At 44.8% G+C, this 18,128-nt stretch carries 16 protein-coding genes and 1 tRNA gene; 13 read left to right on the forward strand and 4 right to left on the reverse strand.

The window, feature by feature from the left end:
• Positions 1-271: 271 nt before the first annotated feature.
• Entirely contained in the window at positions 272-2,398 is a 2,127-nt protein-coding gene (locus ETP43_RS06260) for a DNA topoisomerase (RefSeq protein ID WP_129257419.1), read from the forward strand.
• 8 nt (positions 2,399-2,406) lie between these two features.
• A complete protein-coding gene (locus ETP43_RS06265) occupies positions 2,407-3,072 on the forward strand; it encodes an acyltransferase (protein WP_118567546.1) in 666 nt (221 codons plus the stop codon).
• A 301-nt stretch (positions 3,073-3,373) separates the two neighbouring features.
• Here the strand turns inward: ETP43_RS06265 and ETP43_RS06270 are convergent, their stop codons facing one another.
• Entirely contained in the window at positions 3,374-4,120 is a 747-nt protein-coding gene (locus tag ETP43_RS06270; protein WP_129257420.1) for a TraX family protein, read from the reverse strand.
• Positions 4,121-4,499: 379 nt separating this feature from the next.
• Between ETP43_RS06270 and ETP43_RS06275 the strand changes: the two genes are divergently transcribed.
• Positions 4,500-5,192 carry an iron-sulfur cluster assembly scaffold protein gene (locus ETP43_RS06275; protein ID WP_118575846.1) on the forward strand — a complete coding sequence of 231 codons (693 nt, stop codon included), beginning with the start codon at positions 4,500-4,502 and terminating at the stop codon, positions 5,190-5,192.
• A gap of 44 nt (positions 5,193-5,236) precedes the next feature.
• On the forward strand, positions 5,237-6,247 hold the full coding sequence (locus tag ETP43_RS06280; protein WP_117525818.1) for a GGGtGRT protein: 1,011 nt from the start codon (positions 5,237-5,239) through the stop codon (positions 6,245-6,247).
• Positions 6,248-6,323: 76 nt separating this feature from the next.
• Here ETP43_RS06280 and ETP43_RS06285 read toward each other — a convergent pair whose 3' ends face one another.
• Positions 6,324-7,235: a helix-turn-helix transcriptional regulator gene (locus ETP43_RS06285; protein ID WP_118634461.1), complete on the reverse strand. Its 912-nt coding sequence runs from the start codon at positions 7,233-7,235 to the stop codon at positions 6,324-6,326.
• Positions 7,236-7,459: 224 nt separating this feature from the next.
• Between ETP43_RS06285 and ETP43_RS06290 the strand changes: the two genes are divergently transcribed.
• The 7 genes from ETP43_RS06290 (at position 7,460) to ETP43_RS06320 (ending at position 14,451) form a co-directional block, all read left to right on the forward strand.
• The gene (locus tag ETP43_RS06290; RefSeq protein ID WP_129257421.1) at positions 7,460-9,088 is read left to right on the forward strand and encodes a glycoside hydrolase family 13 protein; all 1,629 of its coding nucleotides are present in this window, start codon (positions 7,460-7,462) and stop codon (positions 9,086-9,088) included.
• A 162-nt stretch (positions 9,089-9,250) separates the two neighbouring features.
• Entirely contained in the window at positions 9,251-10,603 is a 1,353-nt protein-coding gene (locus ETP43_RS06295; protein ID WP_129257422.1) for an MATE family efflux transporter, read from the forward strand.
• 559 nt (positions 10,604-11,162) lie between these two features.
• Positions 11,163-11,720, forward strand: coding sequence for an energy coupling factor transporter S component ThiW (gene thiW, locus ETP43_RS06300; RefSeq protein ID WP_129257423.1), 558 nt, complete (start codon positions 11,163-11,165; stop codon positions 11,718-11,720).
• Positions 11,680-12,513, forward strand: a complete 834-nt coding sequence (gene thiM, locus ETP43_RS06305; RefSeq protein ID WP_117525813.1) for a hydroxyethylthiazole kinase — start codon at positions 11,680-11,682, stop codon at positions 12,511-12,513. The genes thiW and thiM overlap by 41 nt, the downstream gene beginning before the upstream one ends.
• Positions 12,514-12,645: 132 nt before the next feature.
• A complete protein-coding gene (thiE, locus tag ETP43_RS06310; RefSeq protein WP_129257424.1) occupies positions 12,646-13,278 on the forward strand; it encodes a thiamine phosphate synthase in 633 nt (210 codons plus the stop codon).
• 524 nt (positions 13,279-13,802) lie between these two features.
• Complete coding sequence (locus ETP43_RS06315) at positions 13,803-14,234, forward strand: RrF2 family transcriptional regulator (protein WP_117525811.1); 432 nt, start codon at positions 13,803-13,805, stop codon at positions 14,232-14,234.
• A 143-nt stretch (positions 14,235-14,377) separates the two neighbouring features.
• Positions 14,378-14,451, forward strand: a tRNA-Val gene (locus ETP43_RS06320).
• A gap of 108 nt (positions 14,452-14,559) precedes the next feature.
• Here the strand turns inward: ETP43_RS06320 and ETP43_RS06325 are convergent.
• Both ETP43_RS06325 and ETP43_RS06330 read right to left on the reverse strand, forming a co-directional pair.
• Positions 14,560-15,636, reverse strand: a complete 1,077-nt coding sequence (locus tag ETP43_RS06325; protein WP_129257425.1) for a pyridoxal-phosphate-dependent aminotransferase family protein — start codon at positions 15,634-15,636, stop codon at positions 14,560-14,562.
• Complete coding sequence (locus tag ETP43_RS06330) at positions 15,624-16,178, reverse strand: ECF transporter S component (RefSeq protein ID WP_129257426.1); 555 nt, start codon at positions 16,176-16,178, stop codon at positions 15,624-15,626. Before ETP43_RS06330 ends, ETP43_RS06325 begins: the two co-directional genes overlap by 13 nt.
• Before the next feature lie 178 nt (positions 16,179-16,356).
• Between ETP43_RS06330 and ETP43_RS06335 the strand changes: the two genes are divergently transcribed.
• Positions 16,357-17,259 carry an aldose 1-epimerase family protein gene (locus ETP43_RS06335; RefSeq protein WP_243114202.1) on the forward strand — a complete coding sequence of 301 codons (903 nt, stop codon included), beginning with the start codon at positions 16,357-16,359 and terminating at the stop codon, positions 17,257-17,259.
• A 205-nt stretch (positions 17,260-17,464) separates the two neighbouring features.
• Positions 17,465-18,025: a biotin transporter BioY gene (locus ETP43_RS06340; protein WP_129257427.1), complete on the forward strand. Its 561-nt coding sequence runs from the start codon at positions 17,465-17,467 to the stop codon at positions 18,023-18,025.
• Positions 18,026-18,128: the final 103 nt, after the last annotated feature.

Consider the following 18,128-nt stretch of genomic DNA (forward strand, 5'->3'; position numbering starts at 1 on the left):
GAAATAAGATAAGAAACGATATACGAACAGGATTTTGGATGTGTGCTTGCATATTCAGGATCCTGTTTTTTATGCAAGTAACGAGCAAAAGGCAACGCCTGCGTGAGAGAAGATTGTTATATTATATGTTCTAAATTGCAAGACTCAAAAACCGTAACACTTGAATTTATCTGTGAAAAAAGGTATACTCTTTGGTGCCCTGTGCCGGAGTCCTTTCAAACACACTCTGGCGGTTACAGGGTTCTGAAGAGATAAGAAAGGGTTAAAATACATGAAAAAATCCGTATTTATCGCAGAGAAACCAAGCGTTGCCCAGGAATTTGCCAAAGCTTTAAAGGTGAAGACCACGCGGCATGACGGCTATCTGGAGTCGGAAAATACCATTGTGACCTGGTGTGTAGGTCATCTGGTAACCATGAGTTATCCGGAAGTCTACGATATCAAATACAAACGCTGGACTCTGGAGACACTTCCTTTCCTTCCGGGAGAATTCAAGTATGAAGTGATCCCGGCGGTGAGAAAGCAGTTTGAGATCGTCAGCGGACTTTTGAACCGTGCAGACGTGGAAACCATCTATGTCTGTACCGATTCGGGAAGAGAGGGAGAATACATCTACCGTCTGGTGGCCCAGATGGCCGGTGTAAAAGGAAAAAAAGAAAAACGAGTCTGGATCGATTCCCAGACAGAAGAAGAGATCATCCGTGGAATCAAAGAAGCCAAAGACCTGAGTGCCTATGATAACCTGAGTGCGTCGGCTTATCTGCGTGCCAAAGAAGATTATCTGATGGGAATTAATTTTTCCAGAATCCTTACCTTACGGTATGGAAACAGTGTGTCGAATTATCTGGGAAATAAATACCAGGTGATCTCTGTGGGAAGGGTAATGACCTGTGTTCTTGGCATGGTGGTGCGAAGAGAGCGGGAGATCCGGGAATTTGTTAAAACGCCATTTTACCGTGTACTCGGAAAGTTCTCCCTGGAAGGACGTTCGTTCGAGGGAGAGTGGAGAGCGGTAGAAGGCAGCCGATACTTTCAGTCACCAGATCTGTACAAAGAAAATGGTTTTAAAGACCGAAACCGGGCAGAAGAATTGAAGGAAATTCTGGAACGGGAAAGTGCTGTTACACAGGCAGATGCGGGGATGCACGAACTGTCGCAGCCTGTAGTGAACGGGATAACAGGCGGTCATTCGGGACAATCGGATACAGGATCCGTTTCGGTATCGGCGGCGCATCAGGCCATTCTGGAAAAAATTGAGAAGAAAAAAGAAAAGAAAAATCCACCGTTATTATATAACCTGGCAGAATTACAAAATGACTGTTCCCGGATGTTCAAGATCAGTCCGGATGAAACGCTGCGGGTGGTACAGGAATTGTATGAAAAAAAACTGGTAACGTATCCGAGAACGGATGCCCGTGTCCTTTCCACCGCGGTAGCCAAAGAAATCAGTCGCAATCTGAAAGGATTGATCAGATACCAGATGGCAGCTTCGTTTGCCCAGGAGATTCTGGAAAAAGAAAGTTTTAAAGGCATAGAAAAGACCAGATACGTCAACGACAAACAGATCACGGACCATTATGCGATCATTCCTACTGGACAAGGTCTGCAGAATCTGAGCCGTCTGCCACAGATTTCCCAGAAAGTATATCAGGTGATTGTGCGCCGCTTTTTAAGTGTGTTCTACCCGGCAGCAGTTTATCAGAAGGTCAGTCTGGTGTCGGCGATCGGAAAAGAAAAACTGTTTTCCAGTTTTAAAGTTCTGGTGGAGGAAGGATATCTGAAGGTTGCCAACGTTCTTTCCAGAAAAAAAGAAGAAGACCCGAAGAATGCAGAAGAAAAGACAGATGATATCCAGTGCGATGCCGGATTTCTCGCCTGCCTGCAGCAGCTAAAGAAGGGAGCGGTTCTTCCGGTGGAAGAATTTTCCATCAAGGAAGGGGAAACCTCTCCGCCCAAGCGCTATAATTCCGGTACCATGATCCTGGCCATGGAAAATGCAGGTCAGCTGATTGAAGATGAAGAACTCCGGGCACAGATCAAAGGAAGCGGCATCGGAACCAGTGCGACCAGAGCGGAGATCCTGAAAAAACTGGTAAATATCAAGTACATCAGTCTGAATAAAAAGACACAGGTGATCACACCCACACAGCTTGGAGAGATGATCTATGAAGTGGTCAACGCATCCATCCGAGCCCTTCTGAATCCGGAGCTTACGGCAAGCTGGGAAAAGGGATTAAATTATGTGGCGGAAGGAAGTATCACTTCCCAGGAATATATGGATAAACTGGAACATTTTATCCGGGTAAAAGTAGGCGGAGTGCTCCAGGTGAATTATCAGGTAGCATTGCGAAGCAGATATGACAGCATCGCAGCGAATTATAAAAAAGGAGGAAAATAACTATGAGTATGGAAAGTATCCAGATTAAAAACATGTATGATCTGAATGAGACGATCGCAGCAGAGATTTTTGAGGGAAAGACCTATCCGTGGGAGGTTCTGCCGCTGATCAAAGAATTTATCGTAAAGCTGGGAAATACCCTGAGCCCGGAAGAGTATGATAAGATCGGTGAGGATATCTGGGTGGCAAAATCGGCTACAATCGCGCCTACCGTTGCTTTAAATGGCCCGTGTATTATCGGTAAGGATGCAGAAGTGCGCCAGTGTGCATTTATCCGTGGCAGCGCGATCATCGGTGAGGGTGCTGTGGTTGGTAATTCTACAGAGCTTAAGAATGTGATTTTGTTTAATAAGGTTCAGGTTCCGCATTATAACTATGTAGGTGATTCTGTGCTGGGATATAAGGCACATATGGGAGCAGGATCGATCACTTCCAATGTGAAATCTGATAAGAAGCTGGTGGTTGTGCATGGAGATGGATACGATATCGAAACCGGTATGAAGAAATTTGGAGCGATGCTGGGAGATAATGTGGAAGTCGGATGTAATTCGGTGTTGAATCCGGGAACTGTTGTCGGACGGGAGAGTAATATCTATCCGCTGTCTTGTGTTCGCGGAGTTGTGCCGGAGAAGTCTATTTTTAAGAAGGCCGGGGATGTTGTGGCGAAGAGATAGGATGCTAGGTAAAATTTTCTGTGAGATAGAGAAGTAAATAAGGGAACAGGGTTTAAGAAAATAGAAGTTAATTGCAGAGTTAGTGGCTTTGAGAAAATTTAAAAAGGCTGTAGCTGATGGATGATCTTTGGGAGATGATTCCATTAGCTACAGCCTTTTATGATCGATGTGAACAATGAGTCAAAGTTCGTGCTTGCATGAGAACTTGATAACCGCCTTGACAATGAGCAATGAAGCTGAAGTTTGTGTCTGTATGGAGTTTTGATATGTTTTGTTTATACGAATCAAAGTTCACACTGACTCAGAAACAGTAATGCAGGATCAGACCGTAGATCAGCAGGTGTACCGGGTAGAACAGGTAGAAGAAGTATTTGAGGGAGATTCCCCGTTTCCCGTTGTACAGGTTGATCGGGATGAAGGCCAGGCAGGCGGGGGCTTCCCACAGGAGGCTCAGGCAGGAAACCAGGGTACAGAGAAATTTCTGATCATGGAACAGGTAGAGTAACAGGATCAGGATGATGCCTTTGTAGTCGTAGTCGGTCTGTAAAAGCCAGGCGGCGAGACAGCCGGCGGCAGCAATCAGGATTTTCCCTATCCAGAGGCGTGTCTGGTTTCCGGCTTTGTGGCACAGAGTGTCGATTCCCCAGATGGTCAGAAGTCCGAGAAACAGAGTGAAAAAAACGTTCTGATAACCGAAATTTACCGGTGTGTCGAATAAAGCATAGTCGAAGGGAAACTCCGACAGCAGGGCAAAGAGAAACAGCCTGGTGGCGTATTTCTTTTTGCTGGAAGTATGGAAGAAACCTTCGATCAGCAGGAAACAGAAGATCGGAAAGCCGATCCGGCCGATAAAGCGCATGATCTGATATATGTTCCACCAGGGAATGGTCATGGAGATCGGGTGTCCAAGGAAAGCCGGATGTTCCTGCATCAGAATACCATATAGGATGATGCTTGCCGCAAAGTGATCGATCGCCATGGCGATGATGGCTATGATTTTCAGGGTGCTGCCGGAGAGGCAGCCTTTTTTTAATAAGGGAATATTCATAATATGGTGATGTTCCTTTCTTGATTTTTTGGGGGGTGTAACCCACATTTTGCAGGAAGCATTTTCAAACGTGTTCTGAAAATCTTTGAATTTTAGGAAATTCTTTTATGGAATGGTATGGTCTTCCTGCAACAGGCATGCATATATTCTGAAAAAAGTATAGCAGTACCGAAAAAAATGTCAATCAAAATTGGTTCATTGGGTAGATTATTGATATATATGGCAAGAAAAGTGAAAAAAATAAAAAAAAATGTAAGTTCGGCTGGACTAACCCAAAGGTTTATGCGACAATAAACATGATAAGCGGGTGAAGTATGTTCACTTGCTTGAGATACATAAGTCTCAAAATAAGTATTTCAAGTTTGAAAGGAGTCTTAACATGATTTATTCACATGAAGTAGAAATGATGTGTCCGGTTACACAGGGCGTTAATCACGGCGCAGCACCAATCCCGGAAGAAGCAAAATGGGTACAGTCCAAGGAAATCAAAGATATTTCCGGTCTGACACATGGTGTGGGCTGGTGTGCTCCACAGCAGGGTGCCTGCAAACTGACACTGAACGTAAAAGATGGTATTATTCAGGAAGCTCTGGTAGAGACAATCGGATGCTCCGGTATGACTCATTCCGCAGCTATGGCTTCTGAAATCCTTCCTGGAAGAACTCTTCTGGAGGCTCTGAACACTGACCTGGTATGTGACGCTATCAACACAGCTATGAGAGAACTGTTCCTGCAGATCGTTTATGGACGTACACAGTCCGCTTTCTCTGAAGATGGTCTGCCGATCGGTGCTGGTCTGGAAGACCTGGGTAAAGGTCTGAGATCTCAGGTTGGTACTATGTACGGAACACTGAAAAAAGGTCCTCGTTATCTGGAAATGGCAGAAGGTTATGTTACCGGTATTGCACTGGATGAAGAAGGATGCATCATTGGTTACCAGTTCGTAAGCCTTGGCAAGATGACTGACTTCATCAAACAGGGTGATGATCCGACAACTGCTTGGGAAAAAGCAAAAGGACAGTACGGCCGTGTTGCAGATGCAGCTAAAATCATTGATCCGCGTAAAGAGTAATCGGATTTTATGCATACCGTCAATATAATAGGAGGATGAAATAAATGGCTTTATTTGAATCATATGAAAGAAGAATTGATAAAATCAATGCTGTCCTGAACAGCTATGGAATCGCTTCTCTGGAAGAAGCAGAGAAAATCACAAAAGATGCTGGTCTGGACGTATACAACCAGATTAAAGGCATCCAGCCAATCTGTTTTGAGAACGCTTGCTGGGCATACATCACAGGTGCGGCAATCGCAATCAAAAAAGGATGCACAAAAGCTTCTGAAGCAGCAGCTGCAATCGGTGAAGGTCTGCAGGCTTTCTGTATTCCTGGTTCTGTAGCAGATCAGCGTAAAGTAGGTCTGGGACATGGTAACCTGGGTAAAATGCTTCTGGAAGAAGACACAGAGTGTTTCGCATTCCTGGCAGGTCACGAATCTTTCGCAGCAGCTGAAGGTGCTATCGGTATCGCTGAGAAAGCAAACAAAGTTCGTCAGAAACCTCTGCGTGTTATCCTGAACGGTCTTGGAAAAGACGCTGCTCAGATCATCGCTCGTATCAACGGATTTACATTTGTTGAGACTCAGTATGATTACTATACAGGAGAACTGAAAGAAGTATTCCGTAAAGCATACTCTGATGGTCCTCGTGCAAAAGTTAACTGCTACGGCGCTAACGACGTTCGTGAAGGTGTAGCTATCATGTGGAAAGAAGACGTTGATGTTTCTATCACAGGTAACTCTACTAACCCGACTCGTTTCCAGCATCCGGTAGCAGGTACCTACAAAAAAGAACGTATCGAAGCTGGTAAGAAATACTTCTCCGTAGCTTCCGGTGGTGGTACAGGACGTACTCTGCATCCGGATAACATGGCAGCAGGTCCTGCTTCCTATGGTATGACAGATACTCTGGGACGTATGCACTCTGATGCACAGTTTGCAGGTTCTTCTTCCGTACCGGCTCACGTAGAAATGATGGGTCTGATCGGTGCAGGTAACAACCCGATGGTTGGTATGACTGTAGCAGTTGCAGTTTCCATCGAGGAAGCTCACAAAGCTGGTAAATTCTAAGAAATACTTAACGAAAGTTAATATATGTCCAAACGTAAAAAAGCCACAGGCGATTTGCCTGTGGCTTTTTCTAAGGTTAGGATGTGATTCCATTTACGTTATCTGAATCTTGAGGATGCATGCGGTATTCTTCCGGCGAACAGTCAAAATATTTCCGGAAAATCTTCGCAAAATAGCTTGGATTTTCAAATCCTGCCCGTAATCCGATTTCCAGAATCGATAAAGAAGTATGTTTCAGCAGATCAGCAGCCTGAAGTGTGCGATAATAATTGATGTAGGCCACAGGAGTCATCTGAAACTGCTTTTTGAAAAACCGGCAAAAATATTGTGGATTCATGTTAAGAGAAGCCGCCAGGTCTTCCAGATAGATTTTCTGGTCATAATGCTTATGGATATACCGAAGAATCTGCTTGTATTGTGCTTCCCGGTTTTTGCCCTGAGAATCTTGTACAGTAGTCTGCACCAGAAGATTTTCCGAAACAAGAATTCCCAGAATCCGGTACAGATTGCTTTTTAAAAACAAAGTCCATCCCATGGGCCGGGTATCATAATCATGAAGAATCTCCAGAAATACTTTGCGAATAGATGATGCGCAGGGATGATTTCCGGATACATAGGAAGGAAGCCGAAGTTGATGGGACAGTAGCGGCTTCAGAAAAGACATCTGACTCTGATCTGGATAGGAAAAAGAGAGCATGTCGGGAAGAAATACCAGTGCGTGATGAATAGATGCGGTATTCCCGATACTTTGTAGCTGATGCAGTTCGTAACTGTTGATCATTACAAAATCCCGTTCTTTGAGTACCTTATGCTGAGTTCCCAGTGTCAGTTCCAACTGTCCCTGTTCCACCCAGATGATCTCAATTTCTTTGTGCCAGTGAAAAGGAACCTGCAGGCCTCCATGAATGTAATTCTGATGATAAATATGGAAAGGTTCCAGTTCCGTTCCATGGATGGTATAATCTCTGATTCCAATTGGTTCTTTCATATATGATCTCCATTAAAAAAAGTCAAAATAATTGTATAAATTCCTAAAATAAAGGTAGAAAAGTATAGTTTGATATCATTATAATGGTATAGACGGTAAAAGAAAAGTATTTTCAGCCAAAATATTGTAAAGACAGGATTCCTGGAACGATAACGATGGAATCAGTAAACCAGGCGTCATAGAACAAATGACTATGATAATACGAATAATAGGAGAAAAGTAAAATGGATAAAAAATGGTGGCATCATCTGACCGCATATCAGATCTATACAAGAAGTTTTTGTGACAGCAATGGAGATGGTATCGGCGATTTTCAGGGAATTATCAGCAAACTGGACTATCTGCAGGAACTGGGTGTGGGAGCAATCTGGATCTCCCCGTTTAACGATTCGCCGAATTATGATAATGGCTATGATATCAGTGATTATTATGCTATTCTGAAGGATTTTGGCACGACGGAGGATCTGGAAGAGCTGGTAAAGGAATGTGAGAAGAGAGATATCATCGTTATGATGGATCTGGTTTTAAATCACAGCTCCAATGAACATCCGTGGTTTCTGGAAGCGGCGAAAGACCGGGACGGAAAGTACCATGACTATTATATCTGGGAAGAAGGTACCGAGGATCAGCCGCCACAGGGGGAAGGGGCATTCTTTGGTGGAAATGTATGGGAATGGACACCGCAGATTCAGGAATATTATTACCATACCTTCAGCATACAGCAGCCGGATCTGAACTGGAAAAATGAAGATATGAGAAAAGATCTGTATGCCATGATCCGATACTGGATGGAAAAAGGTATCCGGGGATTTCGTCTGGATGCGATTGATAACATCGTAAAGAACGGTCATGGCGGAAATGATCAGCAGTCGGAGAAAATCCATACCTACCTGCAGGAAATGAACAAATATTCGTTCGGACTGCAGGACAATCTTCTGACAGTTGGGGAGACCGGAGGAACAACGCTGGAGATGGCGAAAGTGTATTCAGACCCTGAGAGAAAGGAGCTGGACATGGTATTCCAGTTTGAACTGATGGGAATTGACGGGGTCCGGAGTGGTAACTGGGATCCAAAGTCCTATACGTTGCATGATCTGAAAAAACTGATGGAAAAATGGCAGGTTGGATTGGAACAAAAAGGATGGAACAGTCTGTTTCTGGGCAACCATGATTATCCGCGGGTGCTTTCCCGTTTTGGAAATGATACACCGGAGTATCGGATCGTATCAGGAAAAATGCTGGCAACTATGATCTTCGGCATGAAAGGAACACCATATATTTACCAGGGAGATGAGATTGGCATGACCAATGTGATCTATACAGAAAGCTCCCGGTATCAGGATATCGAGTCTGTGAACTTCAGAAAAGAAAAACAGGAACTGGGCTGGAGCGAGGAGAAAATCCTGAGCTATCTTCTGCGAAACAGCCGGGACAATGCCAGAACACCGATGCAGTGGAATACACAGGCTCACGCAGGATTTACTACAGGAACCCCATGGATGGAAGCCAATGAAAATTATAAAGAGATCAATGTGGAAGACAGCAGAAAGGATCCGGCTTCCCTGTTTTATTACTACAAGAAACTGATTGCTCTGCGAAAAGAGCATGATGTGCTGATCTATGGAAACTTCCGTCTTTTGGAAGAAGAACATCCACAGGTTTTTGCTTATGAACGGAGTCTGGATGGAAGAAAAGTTGTAGTGGTATGTAATTTTGGAGAAACACCGGCACAGATGAATGCGACGCAGGATCTGACCGATGGAAAAGTTCTCATTCATAACTATGAAGGAGAATCGGTTGGGAAAGAAATATGGACATTGAAACCATATGAAGCGTGGATGATCGAAATATAATCTCAGAGGCAGGTATCTATTTTGTTGAAAACAGAACAGATACCTGTTTTTTTCGTTGACTCTACAATTATTGTAGGGTTTATAATGCAACGCAGGTAATAAAAAGTGGTTATATCATAGAAAACGCTTACCAAATAGAAAGAAGCAAAGGAGTAAAGAACTATGGAAAAGAATCTTACATCTGGAAATGTCTGGAAGAATATCCTGTATTTTTCTCTGCCCTACCTGTTATCGTATTTTTTACAGACGTTATATGGAATGGCGGATCTGTTTATCGTAGGACAGTTTGACGGAGTGGCAAGCACAACAGCAGTATCGATCGGCAGTCAGGTGATGCATATGCTGACGGTTATGATCGTGGGGCTGGCTATGGGAACGACAGTAACGATCGGTCGTGCGGTGGGAGCCGGCGATTCCAAAAAAGTATCAAAGACTGTTGGAAATACAACGGTTTTGTTCCTGGGAGTTTCCATTCTCCTGGCAGGTCTGCTGCTGTTTCTGGTCCGGCCGATCGTCAGTGTGATGTCAACACCCACAGAAGCGGTAGATGGAACGATCCGCTATCTGACGATCTGTTTTATCGGAATTCCTTTTATCACTGCATATAATGTGATCGCATCGATCTTTCGCGGAATGGGAGATTCGAAAAGCCCCATGTATTTTATAGCGATTGCCTGTGTGATCAACATCGGACTGGATTATCTGTTTATGGGAGCCATGCATATGGGACCGGCCGGTGCGGCTTTGGGAACGACTCTTTCCCAGACCATCAGTGTTATCATCTCTTTGTGGGTAATCTTGAAGAAGCAGACAGGCATTACGATGAAAAAAGCAGATTTTTCACCGGAGAAACAGACGATGGGTCAGGTGCTGAAGATTGGTATTCCTATTGCGGCACAGGATGGTTTTATCCAGATTGCATTTATCATAATCACGATCATTGCCAACCGGAGAGGACTAAGTGCAGCGGCGGCTGTAGGAATCGTGGAAAAAATAATCAGTTTCCTTTTTCTGGTACCATCTTCTATGTTGTCTACGGTCTCAGCGCTTGGAGCACAGAATATGGGAGCGGGAAAATACGACCGGGCAGATCAGATCCTTCGCTGTGCCATGGGAATCGCAGTGGGATTTGGAGTATGTGTGGCAGTTTTGATTCAGTTTATTGCGGAACCTGTAGTGGGACTGTTCACAACAGATACGATGGTCGTTATTCTGGGTGCACAGTATATTCGTGGCTATATCTGGGATTGCATCTTTGCCGGTGTGCATTTTAGCTTCAGTGGATATTTTTGCGCTTACGGAAGGTCGGAAATTTCATTTATTCATAATCTGATTGCCATTCTGTGTGTCCGTATTCCGGGGGTATATCTTACTTCGAAGTTTTTCCCGGATACGCTGTTTCCTATGGGACTGGCAACAGCGACGGGATCTTTGCTTTCCGTGATCATCTGCGTGATTTTCTTCGGATGGCTGAAGAGACGGGAACGAAGCAGAAAGAAAATTACTTCTGTTTGACAACTCTATACATAAGTGCTATCATGTACAAGAATAAAGAAACGGGAGCTTGTGTGACAGGCTGAGAGGAAGATAAATCTTCGACCGCACCTGATTTGGGTAATGCCAACGGAGGGATGAGAAAGAGAAAGTTAGAATCTGTCCGCAGGTATGCGGGCAGATTTTTTTGCATGGCATATCAATAATTGGTCCGGTGGACCAATTTCGATTACGCGAGCAACGAGCCAAAGTCTGTGCTTGTACGAGATCTTGGCGACTGCTGTGATAACAAGACTTTTGTTTCTTTAAAAGAAGATATCTGTGATGCAGGCAGCTTATGAACGTATGATTTTACGGATTTTGCAAAGAAAGAATCTGTAAGATAAAATTTTATAAGAAGTGCAGGTGAATCTGAGGGGGAGCGCCCTGAGATCCGGCATGCAGAAAAAAGCGATGGGAATCCGTGTTTCGGAGTGAGAGGAAGTAAGGGAACTTCGACCGAAAAAACAGGGAAACTGCGCTTTTTTATGCCCACAGACAAAAAGTAAAGTTTTCCCGGAAATCAGAGAGGAAAACAAAGATGGAAAAACAAAGACTGAACACATTTCGAATGGTAATGCTGGCTATGATGGTTGCAATCGGGGTGGTAATATCTCCGATTCTGCGTATCGAAGGGATGTGCCCGACAGCGCATCTGATCAATATTGTCTGCTCGGTACTGATGGGACCATGGTATTCTCTGCTTTGTGCAACGATGATCGGAGTGATCCGTATGCTGTTTATGGGAATTCCGCCACTTGCCCTGACAGGAGCTGTATTTGGTGCATTTCTTTCTGGCGTTTTTTACCGGGTATCCGGCGGTAAGATCATCTGCGCGGTGCTTGGAGAAATTTTCGGAACCGGTATTATCGGATCTATCGTATCGTATCCGGTGATGGCATTTATCATGGGAAGAGATGGCCTGAATGCATTTTTCTATACCCCGATGTTTGTATCTGCAACGATCATGGGCGGGGCAGCAGCCTATGTATTTTTAAAAGCGCTGAGCCGTGCAGGTCTGCTGGCAAAATTTCAGAGAAGTCTTGGAGCGAAAGTTTATGATAAAACAGTTAGAAAATCAGCTGAGGAACGTGCGTAATGCCACGAAAGAAAACAGTCCGCTGATTCACTGCATCACCAATCCCATCTCCATTCATGGATGTGCCAATATGATTCTTGCGGTGGGAGCAAGACCCATGATGGCAGAACATCCGCTGGAGGTGGAGGATATCACGAGGACAGCAGGTGCACTGATGCTGAACCTTGGCAATATTACCGATGCCAGGATGGAATCTATGCGCCGCTCAGCCCGGGTAGCCATGGAGTGTGGGATTCCGATATTATTAGATCTGGTGGGAGTAACCTGCAGCAGGATCCGGATGGAGCTTGCCCGGGAACTGATCGGGTTTGGGCAGATACAGATCCTGAAGGGAAATATATCTGAACTTCTGGCAATCGCCGGCCAGTCCTTTCATGGAACCGGAATCGATGCAGGAAAAGAAGATGCGATGACAGATGAAAACGAAGAAGAAAGAAGAAGGATCTTCCGGACGTTTTCGCAACAGACAGGCAGTGTGCTTCTGGCTACCGGAGCCAGAGATCTGCTGGTAGATCAGGAACGGTGTCTGATACTGGAAAATGGTACCACAAAGCTGTCCGGGATCACCGGTACCGGATGCATGGTTGGAGCACTTACTGCCGCCTATCTGGCACAAAAAGATCCGTTTATCGCAGCCGTGCTTGGCATTTCTGTCATGGGAATCGCAGGAGAACTGGCGGAACGGTCTTCGAAAGGCCCCGGAAGCTTCCAGATAGAACTGCTGGACGCAGTGGCAGGGATGCGACAGGAAGTACTGGAAGCGAAACTTCGGATCCGCGAGACAGAAGCGTAATATACGTGAACAGTGAGTTTAAGCGTATGGGTGCAAAAAAGTCCTTGCTTGCATGAGCCCCCGGAGACTGCCATGATAGCGGGTAAAATCGCGGGGAGAATGCCAAAAAGAAACATAGGAGATATAAGGGATATGAAAGCAAAATTAGATATGACATTATATCTGGTTACAGATAGCACGTATCATACAGAGGAATCTTTTTATAAAACCATAGAGGAAGCCTGTCAGGGTGGCGTTACCCTGGTACAGCTGCGGGAAAAGAACTGTGGGGGAAGAGAATATCTGGAGAAAGCCAGAAAGGTAAAAGCCATCACAGACCGCTATCAGATTCCGCTGATCATTGATGACCGTGTGGATGTGGCCATTGCCTGCGATGCTGCCGGTGTTCATGTGGGATCTTCGGATCTGCCGGTCTCTGTGGCAAGAGAATTGCTCGGACCGGATAAAATCGTAGGAGCTACGGCAAAGACGGTGGAAGCTGCGAAGAAAGCATATGAAGAGGGTGCGGATTACCTTGGCGTGGGAGCAATCTTTCCGACGACAACAAAGGTGGTAACAATCCGGACCTCCGTGGAAACACTGAACGAGATATGTCAGGCAGTACCGATTCCTGCGGTAGCTATCGGTGGACTGAACGATGGAAATATGGATGTGCTGAAAGGCGGAAACATGGATGGAATCGCTGTGGTATCTGCGATCATGAAAGCAGAGCATCCGAAGGAAGCAGCACAGAAACTGAAAGCACATGTAAAAGAGCTGAAATAATAAATAAAACGCCTAAGATCACAGAGAATAATAAAAAACAAGATATGGCTGTCACATGAAAACAAGAAGACCGTTTTCATGTGACATTTTTTTGCGTTGCATATCAATAATTGGTCCAGTGGATCAATTTTGATTTTACGCGAGCAACGAGCCAGAGTCCGCGCTTGCACGAGACCTTGGCGACTGCCGCGATAACTACGAAAAACTCGCAAAGCGTGTTTCTTGTAGTTACGCGAGCAACGAGCCCAAGTTTGTGGTTGCAGCTTGCATAGCGGTATGAAACAGTATACCTATACTGTCATTTATGTAGACAACGAGCTAAATAATGTTTGGGAAAAAACTGGGTAGTTGTTTAGATAATGAGATGATTTGTAAAATACATGTTTGATTCTTATCGATCCGTACAAAAAAAGAATAAGACATCTGGAGTATGTTTGAAAAAACGATAGAAATACAAATTCCCTCTTGAAAACCATAATAACCTTGTGGTAAACTAGGTATATAGGAAATATGGAGGTTAAAGCATGAAAATATCGACAAGAGGACGTTACGCGATCCGTGTAATGTTAGATCTGGCAGAGCATAATACCGGAGAATATATTCCGTTGATGGATATAGCAAAAAGACAGGAGATCTCAGAGAAATATCTGGAAGCGATTGTGGCATCACTGAGTAAGAACGGTTTTGTACGTTCCCTGAGGGGAAAAGGCGGCGGATATCAGCTGTTAAGAGCTCCGGAAGAATATACCGTCGGAAGCATCCTCAGACTGACCGAAGGCTCCCTGGCACCGGTTGCCTGTCTGGAACATGAACCAAACCAGTGTGAACGTGTTGCTACCTGCAAGACATTGAAGATGTGGGAAGGTGCATATAAGGTTATCACCGAGTACTTTGACGGGATTACGATCGCAGATCTGATGGTAGACACTACAGATGTGGGCAATTATATTATCTAAAGAAAATACAAAAACAGCGGCCATGCATATGGCGGCTGTTTTTCTTGCTTTGCATATCAATAATTGGTCTAGTAGACCGATTATCATAAAATTATTCCGAAAAGGGTTGATTTTCAAAATAAGAAGTCTATAATAACAGGTATGGAAGCATAGCTCAGCTGGGATGAGCGTTCGCCTCACACGCGAGAGGTCAGGGGTTCGAGCCCCCTTGCTTCCATTTTTTGTTTGAATAAATATCAGCCATATTTTGGTAAAACATTATATATAAATAACTCCGGAAGTCATGATTGAAGACGACTTCCGGAGTTATTTATAGAAGCAAAAATTATTTTTTTAACACTTCCTGCAGTGCATCCAGCACTTCCTGAACCTTTTCCATATAAGCATTTTCACCCATATGTCCGATGCGGATCAGTTTTCCGGCAAAACATCCGAAGGAGCCTGCCAGCAGAATATTATGCTCATAACGCATAGCGTGAAGAATCTCTTCGGCAGTATGTCCCTCCGGAACCTGGAAGGTGGTCACGGTGTTGGAGTATCCGGATTCCGGATAGAGCTTCAATCCCATGGCAGTGACAGCTTTGCGGGTATAGGCGGCAACCTTTGCGTGGCGCTCCAGCATCTGCGGGTCAGCTTTGATATTTTCCAGAGCGGTGCGAAGCCCATAGATATCGCTGACCGGCATGGTGTATGGGAACCATTTGGCTTCATAATATCCTTTAAAAGTCAGCAGATTGGCATAGAAAGAAGCAACAGGTGTCTTTCTGCCTTCCATGGCAGCTTTTGCATCAGCACTGATCGTTACCATAGTAAGTCCCGGAGGAGCGGACACCGCTTTCTGGGAGCCACCGCATAACAGGTCGATCTTCCAGTCATCTACACGGACATCTTCACCGAACATACCAGCTACAGAATCTACAACGGTAAGAATACTGTAGGATTTTAACAGCGTGCAGATAGAAGCAATATCATTTAACATACCACTTGGTGTGTCACAGTGTACGACGGTAGCATATTTGAAATCATGATCTTTTTCCAGATAATTTTTCAGATCATCCATGTCAAATGGTCTGGAGTAGTCTCTGGTGTAAAGAACCGGTGTGCCGCCGTAGATGGAGACAAAATCCTTAAATCCTTCTCCGAATACGCCGTTATCCAGAACCAGAACCCGGTCGCCAGGTTCGGTCAGGGAAGCACATGCGGCCTCCAGACCGAGGATGCCTTCTCCACCGAGAATCAGGGATTCGTTTTCGGTGTGTAACAGACTGCTGTAGAGTTTACAGGTGTCATGGTAATATTCCACGAAGTCACTGTCCAGATCCGGGTTCTGAAACTGTTTGCTTCTTGCCAGCAAAACATTTTCACGGACCTGGGAAGGACCGGGAGTCATCATTTTGTACATAAGCCCATCCTTTCTGCCAGTTTCTGTAACTGGCCAGCGATAATCAGAACAATGACAGCGGCAACACCTACCTGCAGCAGGTTACCCGGAATCGAAGATGCCGGAGTGATCCAGTTACCGTAAATGATACCCTCTGCGATGTAATAACCAACGATTTTGATCACACATGCAACCAGGATTGCAACAACTTTCCAGCCGAAGCCTTTTTTCTTTTCGGTGATCGCGCCAACGGAGAATCCCATCAGACCAACGACTACGAAAGTGAACGGAGCCCATGCAGTCCAGCCGGAGAACAGGTCGAACAGTCCCATGCCGAAAGCACCGCTGAGTGCGCCGGTTTTCTTGCCGAAGATGATAGCGGCAAGGAATAACGGAACATTGCCAAGGTGGATCAGTCCGCCGTTTGGTGCAAATGGTAAACGGATATTAACAACTGCTGTAAAAATATAAGTCAGCGCGATGCACATGGCGGTTACCACGATCGCCTGAGTATTGTTTCTAGCCTGCGTTCTGGTGCTGGCTGCCTGATTGGAAGATGCCATTTTAATTCCCTCTTTCTTCTTATTATAATTTTAACATCATACAGATCATATAGGATAACTGACCAGATAGAAATAACCAGTTTTGAAAAAAATAACCAGTCCAGTTTGAATAAAAAGCGGTTTTTATTGACAAAAGAGGGGAGAAAGAGGAAACTCATAGTAAAAAAAATCTGTCTGAATGGGACAGGAGAAAGACGAGGGATGGGATATGGTATATCTGGAAAATAAAAAACTGAAAGTAGCGATCCAGGAGAAAGGAGCGGAGCTGACCAGTATCGTAAAAAAGGAGACACAGACGGAATATCTGTGGAATGCGGATCCGGCATATTGGAAAAGACATGCGCCGGTATTATTTCCGATTGTAGGGGCGGTAAAGGGAGATTCTTATCGATATGACGGGAAAGAATACAAGATCGAAAAACATGGATTTGCCCGCAATATGGAATTTACTGTGGTAAATGCTGCGGATACCGAAGCGTGGTTCCGACTGGATGCTACGGAAGAGACAAAAAAGAAATTTCCGTTTGCGTTTCGCCTTGAGATAGGATATAAACTCTGTGACGATCAGATAGAGACCATCTGGAAGGTCAGCAATCAGGATGACAAGCAGATGTATTTTTCTATCGGCGGACATCCGGCATTTCTGTGTCCGCTGGCGAATAAGGGAAAACAGTCGGATTATTATTTAAAATTTGATACCAAAAAAGATCTGCAATTCGCACTGATTGATCCGGATGGACTGGTGATCAGCGAAGACAATATCCTGAAAAATGAAAATGGTTATGTGCCGATTACAGAAAATATGTTTGACAACGACGCACTGATCATAGAAAAGAACCAGGCGCATCAGGTAAGTCTCTGTGATCCGCAGAAACAGCCGTATCTGACCGTGACTTTCGATGCCCCACTGTTTGGTGTGTGGTCACCGGATAAGAAACAGGCACCGTTTGTCTGCATCGAACCATGGTACGGCAGATGTGATAAAAAATCTTTTACCGGAACGTTAGAGGAGAGAGAATACGGCAACAGTCTGTGTCCGGGTGAAGTTTTTGAAAAGCAATTCGGTGTTCGGATTCATTAAATGAGAAAGGCTTTATATAAAAACCGAAGGATCAGGTCGGTTGAAAGGAGATTCCGTGTCCGTAGCTGTTAATAGGTGAAAAATAAAATGTAAACCGATAAAAAAGCATGGTTGACAATCAAAACTCCAGGTGCTATAGTAATACCAGCGTGGTGATGAGAAGAATTTTCATCCCAAATGCAGCAAAAAATGGAGGATATAAAAAATGACAACGACAACAATGAGCAGAGGCAAGACATATGACATGGCGTACATTGCGGTATTTGCTGTGGTAATGGCGATTTGTTCCTGGATCTCCATACCGGCCACCGTTCCGTTTACATTACAGACCTTCGGCGTGTTCCTGGCAGTAGGTGTGCTCGGAGGTAAGAGAGGTACCCTTTCCATTCTGGTGTACATTCTTCTTGGTGCAGTCGGCGTTCCGGTATTTGCCGGATTTAGTGGTGGAATCGGCAGCTTGTTTGGCAACGCCGGTGGCTACATAATAGGTTTCCTGGTAGGTGCTCTGGTTATGTGGGGCATGGAAAAAGTGATGGGCAGAAAGACATGGGCACTGGCAGTCCAGATGGTAGTTGGTCTGATTGTGTGTTATGCATTTGGAACTGTCTGGTTTATGATCATGTACACCCGCAGTGCAGGACCGGTTGGTCTGGTGACTGTACTTGGCTGGTGTGTCTTCCCATTCATCATCCCGGATCTGATCAAGATCGCGGTAGCACTGGGACTGACAAAGAGTTTGAGAAAAGTTCTTCCTATTATGCAGTAGTCATAGGATATCCAAAAGAAGAGATCTGTAAGACGCCCGGCCCTCCCGGACTTACAGATCTCTTTTTGCGTATCGTGGTTGTTTGGCTATTGATGATAAAAAT

The organism is Blautia faecicola, from assembly GCF_004123145.1.
Taxonomy (GTDB): Bacteria; Bacillota; Clostridia; order Lachnospirales; family Lachnospiraceae; genus Oliverpabstia; species Oliverpabstia faecicola.